Genomic DNA, 13118 nt, shown 5'->3' on the forward strand with positions numbered 1-13118 from the left:
CACGTTTAGCCCCGAAAAATGATTAAGTATTATTGTGGATTGGTATTACATACAGTAGCGTGCAAATAAGCTGGTTACTGATGCTGCGGTTGGCTTGCCGTGCTGCCAATCACCGCCTTCGACACCACTACCAGCAATATCCATATGTACATAAGGAAGCGGCTGCTCAGAGTCGTTACCGTGTTTATCAAGCCCACCAACAACGGCTAAAAACGCCATAGGGAATTGATGCCCACGGGCTGTAACAGCAGAGGCCGCATTATTGCTTGATAAAACATCATCAGCAAGAGTACGCGGTTTGATAAAGTCGTAATCTTCACGGCGAGAGCGAGAAACCTCAGCTGCATCTGCCCATAAATCACCACAATCCGCTATTTGACGAGAGGTATTAGCGCTACGCGCTGGTCCGTTTTCAACATACGCTCCGTAAGGGCCCATAGCACGTGCCGCATGGCCTGTAAGGGTTGCTACGGTGAACAATGTTGGGTTAACTTCGCCTTTGGCGACATCTTTCATTTCGCTAAGTAGGTCACCCATAGCTAAACGCCCTTCTGCATCGGTGTTACCAATGCGTACACGTACGCCTTCACGGCTAGTGATAATTTCATCTGGTACAAAACAATCTGAGCCAATTGAATTACGGACCACAGCTAAGTAAGAAATAACTTTAACGCCTTTAGGTTGGTAATCTGCCACGGCTTTCATAAAGCCCGCAACGGATGCAGCCCCACCTTTATCGCGGCTCATTCCCGCCATGTAACCGCCTACTTTTAAATCGGCGCCGCCGGTATCGTATACTAAGCCTTTACCAACAAACATTAGCGTGCGCGTTACTTCACCTTCTGGCACGTATTCTAGCTTAACAACACGTGGATGATGGCGCTCAACCGCATAAGATGCGCGCGCAACAGTGCTAAGCATAGGGTAGTTTTTATCTATCGTGTTAATATCGTCAATCACATCAACCGCTACTTTAGAGCCTTTAAAAAGCTCAACACAGTAATCAGCAAAACGTGGTGGCGCCATACGTTCAGGCTCAGTACCACATAAATCACGTGCCGCATATTGCCCTGCTGCAATTGCATTTACAGCTTTAACCGTTTGCTCATTTGCATCTATTAAACCTATTTGCGTAATAGGCTCAATGCTTTCGCCGTGGTATTCGCGCGCTTCAAGAGGCTGCCATAATGCTTGGCACGCGCCTAAATACGCCACTTCTAATGCATGCTGGTAACGCGCATCTGTATGTAATTTAGGTAAGTAAATAGCAGGGTTTACACTGCCCGCGGCTTTTGCTTCGTTAATCGCTAGTTTAACGGCATCAAAGTAGCGTCTTACATCATCGTAATCGCGGTTAAGCGGCCCCGTAGGCGCTAAAACAACGCGTACATTATCAACCACTAAAAACGTAACTTGTTTACCAATACGAGAATCTACTTTAGCGTGTGATTCGATAGCATCACTTAATGAGTTATTGGCTAATTGAGAAAAGTCATCACTAATTATAATAAGTGCATCGTGAGAAAATGAGTCAAAGCTTGCACTAAGTGATTGTGCAGCTATCGCTTGAGGATATGCCATAAGTAAAACTCCTGTTAGAAAACATAAGGGGCTATTATCGTTGATATAAAAACACAAAACCAGCCAACTGCGATCAGCTCATTTTAATCTGGCAACTTGGTTTTACAGCAAACTAAAGTGACTCCATGTTTTAAGAAGAAATTAACAACCACTATATAGTTTTTAGTAAAGGCAGCCCCTGCTTATACCACGTTTAAATTACTGTGCTAAAGCACTCTAAATTGCAAAAAAGCGTGTAGTTAATCAAGAATACTCAGTTGCAGATTTAAATTAGGTTCATTTTTAACACCCACTCCAATACCTAATAAACGCACTGGTTGCTGCATCCCGCGTTGATACGCCTTAGAGAGTAATTCAGTAAAAATAGCAGTATTTAATTGATGATGAGCTTGATCAGCTGAGGTAACAACAAAGTTTGCAAACTTCACTTTTACACTTAGCTTATTAATACGATTTTGCAGCTGTTGCTTATTAAGGCGCGCTGTTAGCTCTTCGAGTAATTTAGGTAACTGATCTAAGCATTCTTGTAAGCTATTTTTATTGTATTCATAGGTGTGTTCAACACTAAGGGATTTACGCACTCGCTCAGTGGTTACTTTACCAATATATTCGCCAGCACATTTTTGATAAAGCGATACACCAAAATTCCCCACATGCTGCTGCATCCAATTAACGCCTTTCTCGCGAACGTCTTTACCTGTGTATAACCCCTTTAAATTAAGCTTTTCGAGGGTTACTTTGCCCACACCAGGGATTTTACCCAGCGGTAAATTATTTAAAAATGCATCAACTTCATCCGGTAAAACCACAAATTGGCCATTGGGTTTATTTTCGTCACTGGCTATTTTGGCAATAAACTTAATGGGGGCAACTCCGGCAGAGGCAGTAAGGCCGGTATCGTTATAAATATCTGCTCTAATTTGCTGAGCAATAAGCGTTGCGCTGCCTTTGCATGCGGTGCTGTTGGTTACATCTAGGTAAGCTTCATCAAGCGACAGCGGCTCTATTTGGTCGGTATAGCGTTTAAATACAGCACGTATTTGGTTAGAAATTTCTTTATAAACCGCCATGCGCCCAGGCACAATAACTAAATCGGGGCATAATTGCTTAGCGTGGTAGTTAGACATAGCCGAGCGAACACCATATTCGCGCGCTATATAATTTGCTGTAGAGAGCACGCCACGACGGCTATTGCCACCAATCGCTAAAGGCACACTGGCAAGTTTGGGGTTATCGCGCATTTCAACCGCTGCATAAAAGCAGTCCATGTCGATATGAATAAACTTTTTCATCACCACATAACAACTGTTTATTTATACAGCCATTATTAAGGATTCACTTTCATTAAGCAAGTCTATTAAAGCCTGTTTAACTTGCTAAAGTTAAAGCGCGACTAGGTGTAGCGCGTTAAACCGTGCAAGCTTTAAACCGCTTTTTTAAAACGGCTGCTTAAAGCGCTTTGATTTTTTAAAGCAATGTAGCCAAAAAACAAACTCCAATAAAAACCCCGCAGCTAAAAGCATTATGCCGCCGGAGGCATTACCCATTGCATAGCAAGCAAAAGACGCTATAAAAACTAAACTGGCTAAAGCCCAATTAATTATATTTTGCATGTGTGTTCTCGTGTGTGTGTTGTCTGTGTTATTTAACTGTAGTCCTAAAAATAAATAGGTACAATCATCTTATAAAAAAACATGGCATTTATTGTCTTGAGCTACAAACACCATATTGATAACCTCATTCATTTAAAACTAAGAGTACACATACATGCAAAGGTTCAAAGATCAGCACCCTATTCATACCGATATCACCGTAGCATGGGCCGATATGGACGCCCTACAACATGTTAACAACGTGGTGTACTTGCGTTATTTTGAAATTGCGCGTATCGATTTTCTAAATAAAATAAATCAGTTTGATACGATAAAACCAGGTGGAATAGGCCCGGTGATTAGTGAAAACAATATTCGCTATAAACGTCCAGTGACCTTCCCTGATACCTTAACCGTAGGTATTACTATTTCAGATATAAAAAGCGACCGTTTTATGATGAATTACTCTGTGTTTAGCCATGCTCAGCAAGCTATTACTACCACAGGCTATTCTCAAGTTGTTATGTTTGACTTTAAAACAGGACAAAAAGCGGCGATTTCAGAGCTATTACTATCGGCACTACACCAATTCGCTTAAGTAGGTTTATTGCGAATTGGTATTAATTATCCACTCTCAAGATCTTACATAATTTAAGGATTTTAAATGCAATACAGTCCGTTAGGCAGCAGCGGTGTTGATGTTTCTAGAGTATGCTTAGGCAGCATGACTTGGGGTAAACAAAATACCCAACAAGACGCCGATGAGCAAATAGCTTATGCCTTGGCACAAGGCGTTAATTTTATAGATACTGCCGAAATGTATGCCGTTCCTCCTTCACCAGAGACCTACGGTAAAACAGAGCAAATTATAGGTAACTGGCTAAGTCGCAATACGCAAAAGCGCAGTGATATTGTATTGGCGAGTAAAATTGCAGGCAATGGCTTGTCGTGGGTACGAGATGGCGGCGATATAACACGCAGCGCTGTCATTGAGGCCGTAGATAACTCGCTTAAACGCCTACAAACCGACTACATAGATTTATACCAATTGCATTGGCCTAATCGCTCTACCCCACACTTTGGCAGGCAGTGGCCAGGTAAACTCACTTTTAGTGACGTAGATACTGAGCAACAACAAGCGGGTATGCTTGATATTTTAGAGGGCCTTGATGAGTGTGTTAAAGCCGGAAAAATAAAATATTGTGGCCTTTCAGATGACACCCCATGGGGCATTAGCCAATTTTTAAATTTAGCAAAAGCGCATAACTTACCGCGTATGGTGTCTATTCAGAACGAGTTTAGCCTAGCGCACGCTAAAGATTGGCCCTACTTAATTGAGCAGTGTATCCATGAAGATATTGCTTATTTACCTTGGTCGCCGCTTGCTGCTGGCTTGCTAACGGGTAAATACCTAAACGGCGCGCGCCCAGCGGGCTCGCGTTGGACATTTATGCAGCGCAATGGCATTTTTAGAGATACCCCTAACGCGCAAAAAGCCACGCAGCGTTATGTAGAGCTTGCACATGCAAGCGGTATAACCCCAGCCCAATTGGCACTTGCTTGGTGTAATCAAGTCGATGGCGTTACCTCGTCAATTATTGGTGCGACCAGCATGGCCCAATTAAAAGAAGACATTGACGCTTTTAGCATAACTTTAAGCGACAACACTCTAACTGAAATTGGCACTATTTTTAAAGATTACCCGCAGCCATATTAAACCAAAATAATAGGCAGTTTTTTTACTGCCTATTTCCCTCTTATATTTGAACATATACAAAGTAAAACTATACTAAAGTTACCTTAAAATGATTGTTTTTAGTGAGTTATGCTTAGAAATGTAATTTTATTCTTTGGTGTACTAGGTGCTTTAATGCGTTACGGGTACGCTGACAATACTCATCCAATTAAAGAAATTGTATGGTTACAAAGTTACACGCCCCCGTTTCATATGGATAAAGATTCGCATGCGCCGCAAGGTGGTATTTGCGACAACCTCACCGAGCAACTAATTAACAGCATTGATGATGTAAAACATACACGACTAATCGTGCCGCAAGAGCGAATTAATAAGCACTTAAATGAAGGCGATAATGTATGTTTTCCGTGTGTTATTCATAAAAAAACAGCCAATGGGGTGTTACAGTTTTCTACCCCCACCACGGTTTACCCGCCTTTTTCGGTTTTAACCACTCAAAAACTTGCTCCAGAAATACACGCTAAGCATGGCAGCCCTATTAAACTTATACATTTATTGTCAGACGAGCAATATGTATATGGTCAAGCCGCGGCGCGCAAGTTTACTTCAAAAATTAATAAAATAATCGAAAACACCACGGTGTATCATAAAGCATCGCTAAGCTGGAGCAGCGAAAATGAAAGCCAAGCTGTTATTGCTCGCTTAAGTCGCGGCTTTTTAGATTACACAATAGACTACCCGTTTATGGGGGATTATTTTGTCAATCACAGTAAATTTAAAAATATAGTCAGTTTGCCAATTGAAGAAGACCCCAGAGAGTTTGTTTTAGGGGCTATAGGGTGTGCTGTAAGGGCACCGAATGATTTTGCTACCAAGGCGCTTAATAAAATAAATAAAGCGCTACATAAGCAGGTATTGCAATCGCCTGCTTATATAAATAGTCAGCGCTTTTGGTTAGAGCAAAGTTTTCCGCAGTTTACTAAGCATTACCAACAGCAAATACTTAATCCTATTGCGCCTGCCAGCTCTGCGATAACAAGCAGGTCGAATTAGCATACAAGCTTACTGTAAATACGCTGTTTGCAGGCACTTCCCCTACGCCTGCAGGCGTTCCTGTCATTATTACATCGCCATTTTCTAAGTGCATAAACTCATTAATTTCACTTAAAATATCTTTAGGCTTATGTATCATAAATTGCGTATCGCCTTGCTGAATAACGTTATCGTTAATTTTAAGCTCAAACGTAAACGCCTGCTCAGCATCCGCTATAGCTACAAAGGGCGTTAATAATACCGAGCCGTTAAACGCCTTGGCGCGCTCCCACGGTAACCCTTTATTTTTAAGCTTACTTTGCACAGTACGTTTAGTTAAATCTAACCCTAAACCTACACCTGCCAACTCATTATTTTTAATAACAAAACACAGCTCGGTTTCATAATGCAGCGTGTCGTTATTATGCGTAGTAAATAAGGTATCCGTTATGGCACTATTTGGTTTATTAAACAATACCATTTGATCTGGTAGCTCATTATTAAGCTCGGCAATATGCGCGGTGTAATTACGCCCAACACACACTATTTTCGAGGGCGCTAATATCTCACTTTCTAGTTTTATCGACTGCATAAAATAACTTCTAAATTACGAGCTGATCAAGGTTTCTAATAAGCTCAGGTTAATCGGTTTCAAAAGTACATGATTAATATTTAAATCTTTGATCTGCTTAGGATCGGGCTCTGCACCACTAACAATCACTAAGCTTAAGTCAGGGTAACGTTCGTTAATTTGTTTACCTAAATCTACACCACGCCCGTCAGGTAAGTGCATATCGAGCAATACCTTATTAAATTGTTGGTCATGATTGAGGGTTTGTAAACACTGTGCACACGTTGAGGTAATAACGGTTTCTACCCCTAAACTTTCTAGCAACAACTGCGTAATTTGCGCTGCATCTTGGTCGTCCTCAACCAATAAAAAGCGCTGTTTTTTCTCTATTACAGCTTTGTCGCTGTGAATGTTTTTAGCTTGAGGCGCATGCTCTGGCGATACTAAGTAATCTTGTAAGCATTGATACAAAGAAGAGCTATCAACGGGCTTTGGTATTACATCGTTAAAGCCAAGGGCTGCAAGTTCTTCATGTATACCTTTCATAGTGGCGGCAGTAAGCGCAATAATTGGGCCTGTGTAGCCCATTTTTCTAAGCTCTATTGTCGCTTCTTTACCGCCCATTACAGGCATATGTATATCAATAAAAATAATGTCGTAAGGTGAGCGATACGCCTCGGCAATTCTTACTTTTTCAAGCGCTTGCTGGCCATGTTCGGCGTAGTCCACGCGTGCGCCACAGGTACTGATCATATGACCTACTAGCATGCGTAAATCGCGCAAATCATCAACCACTAATACGCGGCCTGTCACTTTACAGGGGGCTGATTTTGTCTGTAGTTGCGAGCCACTACTAAAATTTAATACTTGGCGTTCTACTTCACTAATATCGCCTGGGTACACCGAAATAGTAAAAGTAGAGCCTTCGCCCATTCTAGAGGTTAAGTCGATACTGCCGTGCATACGCGCTAATAGCTCGGCACAAATCGCAAGGCCTAAGCCTGCTCCGCCAACAGAGCGCGATTCTACATCGGCTATTTGCTCAAAGGGTTTAAAAATTAATGCTTGTTTTTCAGGGGCAATCCCCATGCCTGAATCTTTAATACTAAAAAATAGCATTTCTTGGCCTTCAACCCACTCGGTCCAGGCACTAACCACTATTTCGCCCTTTTCGGTAAATTTAACCGCATTATTGATTAAGTTAATGAGTATTTGGCGTACGCGGGTGGCATCTACTCTCACAATAAGAGGTAAGGGCTGTAGAGACTCAAAGCGAAGGTTTAAGCCTTTATCAAGCACAGATACACGCATTAAGGTGTAAACATCAGCCAGCATGCTATCTAAGTTTACTTCACTTAAGGTGAGCTCTAATTTGTCGGCAGCAATTTTAGATAAATCGAGCACGTCGTTTAACAAGCTCAGCAAGTGCTTACCGTTTCGGTAAATAACCCCTAATTCGTTTTCGGCCTGTTTGCTAAAGTCGCTTTGCAGCAGTAACTCTGTGTAACCTAATATAGATGAAAGCGGGGTACGTAATTCGTGGCTTAAGTGGGCTAAAAATCTGTCTTTTGAGCGGTTCTCTGCCTCGGCTTTTAAACGCTCTACTCGCTCGCCTTCAACATCTTTACGCGCTAAAGCATAACGTATAGCGCGAGCAAACCGGCTCGAACTCATTTCTGTTTTTATAAGGTAATCTACCGCGCCGGCATCAAGTGCTGCAGAGTCTAATTCATCATTAGATTGCCCCGTAAGCATAATAATTGGCCCGCTAAACCCATTAGCAATGGCCTTTTTTAATACACTTAGCCCATTTGAGGCGCCTAATCGATAATCAAGCAAACAAATATCGTGATCGTTTTTACTTAAAATGCTTATTGCTTGCTCAGGAGAGCTTATCCATTCTATGTCAAATGTATGTGAATCTAACTGATCTAAGTAGTCGCAAGTGAGAATGTAATCATCTTCATCGTCTTCTACTAAAAGTAAGCGAGTCACTTTATCTAACATACTACCTCCTTTTAATTGCATTTAATAAGCCCCTAATTAGGGGCTTAATGTTGCTACTTATTTAGTCGTTAAACGTTGTCGGCAGCTCTACAAATTCTACCCAATATTTTCCTAGGGTTTTCATTAAATCAACCAAGCCATCAAACGTTACCGGTTTAGTAATATAAGAGGCCGCTCCTAAGTTATAGCCTTTAACCATGTCTTCTTCTTGCTTAGAAGTGGTTAAAATAACAACCGGTATGCCTTTAAGGTTTGGGTTTGCCTTAATGGCCTCAAGTGCTTCACGGCCATCCATACGTGGCATATTTAAATCAAGCAAAATCAACCCTGGGCGTGGCGATGAATTTTTATCTTCAAACTTACCCTTGCGCTCTAAGTACTCTAATAATTCAACCCCATCTTCCACAAAATGCAGCTCGTTTAATACACGGCTTTCGGCTAGCGCATCTTGCGTGAGTAGGCGATCATCCTCGTCATCATCTGCCATTAATATTGTAATAGGTTTCACTTTTGAATACGGCATCTAAGCCTCTCCTTGAAGTGTGAAAAGCGTTGTTTCCACAGGTAATTTTATTATGAAGGTTGCCCCTTCACCGTCTTTACTATGAGCGGTAATTATCCCACCATGCCGCTCAACTATACGCCTACAAACTGAAAGCCCAATCCCTGTGCCTTTATATTCCGAACGCCCATGCAGGCGCTGAAATGGTACAAATATTTTATCAGCATACTCTTGTGAGAAACCAATACCATTATCTTTTATGGTAATAATTTGCCAACCCACTTTTTCGTTGTGCTCTTCACTAAACTCGTCTTTGTGCTCGTACATTACGCTTATGTGTGGCTCAACACCTGGTTTTCTAAACTTAACAGCGTTAGACAGTAAGTTTAAAAACAACTGCTGCATTTGGCTTTTATCGGCTTGTATAACCGGTAGTTCGCCCACCTCTACGTGCGCATTGCTTTCTTTAATGGCAACTTCTAAATCACTTAAAATATCGTTAACTACGCCTTTTAAGTCAGTGTCATCAAAGTCTTTACCTCGCGTTGTTACCCGCGAAAACTCTAGCAAGTCGTTAATAAGGTTAGACATACGTTGCGCTGCATTTTTCATGCGGCCTATGTAATCTATGCCTTTTTCGCCCAGCTCATCTTTAAACATTGTTTCTAGGCGGTCACTAAATGCTTGAATTTTTCGAAGTGGTTCTTGTAAATCATGGCTGGCAACAAACGCAAACTCTTCAAGCTCACGGTTTGAGCGGCTCAGCTCATCTGAATATAAGGTCAGCTCTTGAGTGCGCTCAGACACTTTTGTTGCAAGTGTTTCGTTTTGTCTTTCAAGCTCCTCACGGTATTTAGCCGCGTTTCTTAAATTTAGGCGTGTTAATAAAAACATACCTATTATTAAAAGCGCACTGGTAACCGCTGTAATAGCAAAGGTGATTTTTGCTTCATTTTTTATTTGTGCCAGCTTAGAAAAATGGCTCACCTTAAACAGTAATTCTCGGTCTTGAATATCATTAACTTTAACGCGAATATCTTTGTACAGCTCTCGCCCTCTGTGCGTATTTAATACATATAGCGCACGGCGCTCTTTGTCATTAGTAGCCAGCTTAACCGTTTGTTTAAGCTCTTTAATTTTAGCTTCTGTTAACACTAATAGCTCAGCAATTCGCTCAGCTTGGCCATCAATTTCAGAGTGTAAAGACTTTACATGCTCCTTTTGCGATTCTATTTGCCCTATCGCATCGTAATAAGGTATTAAGTAGTCTTCTTCTTCGGTGAGTAAATAGCCGCGTTGGCCAGACTCTGCCTGCACAATTGATAAGTGAAGACGCTCAATAGCATCGGCTAATAAGCTGGTGTTATCCAAGCTTTTTTGCGTTTGCGTTAATCCCTGAATAGTACTTAATGCCAAAACTGCATTGCCAACAACAATGCACAGTACTATTGCAATAAAAGCGGCCCACGTTATATTCGTTTTACCCTGCTGCTTTTGCTTACTCATTATGTGTAAATACCTAATTTTAAATGATTACTTGTTATTAAAATCAGTAATGTTTTGCAAGCTTTCGCTACATTGCTGACAGTTTGAAATTATTTTATCGAGTGCTGCTAACGCTTTGTCTTTTGGCATATCGTTTTCTAATACCAGTTTAATGAGCTCTGCATTCATAGAAATTCTATTCAGTGGAGCTCTCGCATCATGTACCAATTTATTTAGCGTATTAACTTCTTTTTCATCACTCATATTAATTCCTATACTTGTTTAACCTGAACTCTGGTTAAGAGACTTACTAAAATATTAAATTATAGTGATAACCAAATTCTTTTCTCTAGCCAGATATTTTAATGAAAACAAGGTGAATTTACGCGTCAATAGCTGGCCTATTGCAAGCAAGTTAAACGCAGTTAACGTTGAAAATAGCTGCTAGAGATAGGTTTATTATTCAGAGTTCAGGTTATTTATATTCTCCAATTCCGCCGTATGCGTTTAATCGGTTATACAATGTTTTTGTACTTATCCCTAGCATTTGCGCAGCTAGCGTTTTATTACCTTGCACCTTATCTAGCGTGGCGTGGATTAACTCTTTTTCGACTTCTTCAATGGTTTGCCCTGCCGAAACATGGTTATCGGCCACTTGCGTATTTACACGCGAAAACGGCGACTCTAAGTTATCCGGAAGTGTAATTTCGCTCGATTGTGGGTCGCTCATAATAAAGGCGCGATGGATAGCGTGGCGAAGTTCACGCACATTGCCTGGCCACTCGTATTGCTGTAGTTCTTTTAGCTGCTCGTTGTGCCAATAAAACGAAGTGCCATTTTCATCGTTAAGTTGCTCTAAAAAGGCTTTCGCAAGCAGTGGAATATCTTCTTTTCGCTCTCGCAGCGCAGGTATATCAATGGGGAAAACCGCAAGCCTAAAGTAAATATCTTCACGAATAATATTGTTTTGCGCTAAGTCGGTCAGCGAACGGTTAGTCGCAGAAATAACGCGGCAGTTTATAGGCAATTCACGATTGCCGCCTACACGTGTTACTTTTTTAGTCTCAAGCACACGCAGTAAGTTTGGCTGCATATCTATAGGCATTTCGGTTACTTCATCTAAAAATAACGTACCGCCATCTGCTTGCTCAAACACCCCTTCTTTACGGGCAATTGCACCTGTAAAAGCCCCTTTTTCATGGCCAAATAACTCACTACCTATTAATTCTTTAGACAAAGCACCACAGTTGCTCGCCACTAAAGGGCCTTCGCATTGGCTTGCGTTATGAATTGCTTGGGCGACCACTTCTTTACCGGCACCGCTTTCCCCCATTAGCATCACGTTAGCATTGGTTTTAGCTACGCGCTCTATCATGGTGTAAAGCTTTTGCATTGGCTCTGATTCACCAATTAAACTATTAAAATGGCGAGTAATAGCCGGAACTTTAGCTTTTTTAGCTGTTTTTTTAGGGCCGTTTAATACCAGCTCTAGGTCTTCGCGTTGCAGCGGCTTTAATAAATGCCCAACATCTTGCTCACACATGTCTGCCAAAATCCCTTTTACTGAAGGGTGGCCAGAAATAAGCGTCACTTTTGGAGACTGCCCAATCATTTTTAAATGATCGAGTAAATGAAGACCACTGCCATCTGGCAGCATAAAATCGAGTAATACGTGATCAAAGGTATTATTTTCAAACCATTGATGTGCTTCTTTTAAGCTAGTTGCAGTACAAATGTTGTGCCCGAGGAATTCGACAATGTGGCAAACAACGTCACTAAATTCAACGTCATCATCGACTAAAAGTATGTTTAACATGATAAATCCCTATGCTTTTCTTCTTATTCTACGCACCCTATTTTGCAAATAAAAGGGGCTACTAGAATCTCTTAAAAATGATTAAACTATTGAGTCTTTTAACGTTTAATTTTAACAACCGAGTATGTACGTAAACTTAAGCCATACCGATCATAATTTTTAAAAATAATTAGAATTATTTTTACTACTCGCCTAAGTATACCAGCTGATATAATTTTGCTTTTAAAAAGGAGACAAAATGCAATTATTAAAAACAATGGTCCACCCTGGCATAAATTTAAACCAAGGCACTCAATTTACCCGCCGCACAGGCCGCGCCATTGTGATTAAAGATGCACACATTTTATTAATGTATACCAATCGCTACGAAGACTACAGTTTACCCGGCGGCGGTGTAGATGAAGGTGAAACCCTAGAGCAAGGGTTAATAAGAGAGCTTAGCGAAGAAACTGGCGCGCAAAATATACAGGTTATTAAACCCTTTGGGTTATACGAAGAGTACCGCCCTTGGTACAAAGACGACTTTGATATTATACACATACAGTCGTATTGCTATTTATGCGATACAGACAAAGAGCTTGGCAAAGCACAGCTTGAACATTACGAGCAACAAAATGGTATGACGCCTAAATGGGTCAATATATACGACGCCATTGCACACAACGAGCGCACAATGAGCCTTAGCAAAAAACAAGGGCTGTCTATCATTCGAGAAACTTACCTACTTAAACAAATAGCACAGCAACTGTTTAACTAAGGCTGTAAAATTTGCATAAAGCAGTATTTTTTACTGCTTGCTCATCACTCGCTTTTTATTTACATCCCATAATTAAATT

General features: G+C 41.0%; 12 protein-coding genes. 4 read left to right on the forward strand and 8 right to left on the reverse strand.

Features of this window, described 5'->3' with window-relative positions; translation table 11 throughout:
* Window positions 1-45 precede the first annotated feature (45 nt).
* Window positions 46-1581, reverse strand: coding sequence for a leucyl aminopeptidase family protein (locus tag PSH50_RS19195; RefSeq protein ID WP_273587918.1), 1536 nt, complete (start codon window positions 1579-1581; stop codon window positions 46-48).
* A gap of 239 nt (window positions 1582-1820) precedes the next feature.
* Window positions 1821-2873, reverse strand: a complete 1053-nt coding sequence (gene dinB, locus PSH50_RS19200) for a DNA polymerase IV (protein ID WP_024031675.1) — start codon at window positions 2871-2873, stop codon at window positions 1821-1823.
* 475 nt (window positions 2874-3348) lie between these two features.
* Here dinB and PSH50_RS19205 point away from each other — a divergent pair, with 475 nt between their 5' ends.
* The 3 genes from PSH50_RS19205 to PSH50_RS19215 all read left to right on the forward strand — a co-directional run bounded on the left by PSH50_RS19205 (window position 3349) and on the right by PSH50_RS19215 (window position 5922).
* A complete protein-coding gene (locus PSH50_RS19205) occupies window positions 3349-3771 on the forward strand; it encodes a thioesterase family protein (protein ID WP_273587919.1) in 423 nt (140 codons plus the stop codon).
* Window positions 3772-3837: 66 nt separating this feature from the next.
* The gene (locus PSH50_RS19210) at window positions 3838-4890 is read left to right on the forward strand and encodes an aldo/keto reductase (protein WP_273587920.1); all 1053 of its coding nucleotides are present in this window, start codon (window positions 3838-3840) and stop codon (window positions 4888-4890) included.
* A 153-nt stretch (window positions 4891-5043) separates the two neighbouring features.
* Window positions 5044-5922, forward strand: coding sequence for an ABC transporter substrate-binding protein (locus PSH50_RS19215; protein ID WP_138611387.1), 879 nt, complete (start codon window positions 5044-5046; stop codon window positions 5920-5922).
* On the opposite strand, the gene PSH50_RS19220 is transcribed toward PSH50_RS19215, so the two are convergent.
* From PSH50_RS19220 to PSH50_RS19245, 6 genes are all read right to left on the reverse strand, one after another.
* Entirely contained in the window at window positions 5879-6493 is a 615-nt protein-coding gene (locus PSH50_RS19220; protein ID WP_273587921.1) for a fumarylacetoacetate hydrolase family protein, read from the reverse strand. The two genes, PSH50_RS19215 and PSH50_RS19220, sit on opposite strands and share 44 nt — an antisense overlap.
* Window positions 6494-6508: 15 nt before the next feature.
* A complete protein-coding gene (locus PSH50_RS19225) occupies window positions 6509-8479 on the reverse strand; it encodes a response regulator (RefSeq protein WP_029774157.1) in 1971 nt (656 codons plus the stop codon).
* A gap of 61 nt (window positions 8480-8540) precedes the next feature.
* On the reverse strand, window positions 8541-9002 hold the full coding sequence (locus PSH50_RS19230; protein ID WP_024031669.1) for a response regulator: 462 nt from the start codon (window positions 9000-9002) through the stop codon (window positions 8541-8543).
* A complete protein-coding gene (locus PSH50_RS19235) occupies window positions 9003-10487 on the reverse strand; it encodes an ATP-binding protein (protein WP_273587922.1) in 1485 nt (494 codons plus the stop codon).
* 27 nt (window positions 10488-10514) lie between these two features.
* Window positions 10515-10730: a hypothetical protein gene (locus PSH50_RS19240; RefSeq protein ID WP_004588505.1), complete on the reverse strand. Its 216-nt coding sequence runs from the start codon at window positions 10728-10730 to the stop codon at window positions 10515-10517.
* A 211-nt stretch (window positions 10731-10941) separates the two neighbouring features.
* Complete coding sequence (locus PSH50_RS19245; RefSeq protein WP_024031667.1) at window positions 10942-12282, reverse strand: sigma-54 dependent transcriptional regulator; 1341 nt, start codon at window positions 12280-12282, stop codon at window positions 10942-10944.
* A 238-nt stretch (window positions 12283-12520) separates the two neighbouring features.
* Between PSH50_RS19245 and PSH50_RS19250 the strand changes: the two genes are divergently transcribed.
* Window positions 12521-13039: an NUDIX hydrolase gene (locus PSH50_RS19250; RefSeq protein ID WP_126006098.1), complete on the forward strand. Its 519-nt coding sequence runs from the start codon at window positions 12521-12523 to the stop codon at window positions 13037-13039.
* Window positions 13040-13118: the final 79 nt, after the last annotated feature.

This window comes from Pseudoalteromonas sp. Angola-7 (genome assembly GCF_028599255.1).
GTDB classification, from domain to species: Bacteria; Pseudomonadota; Gammaproteobacteria; order Enterobacterales; family Alteromonadaceae; genus Pseudoalteromonas; species Pseudoalteromonas atlantica.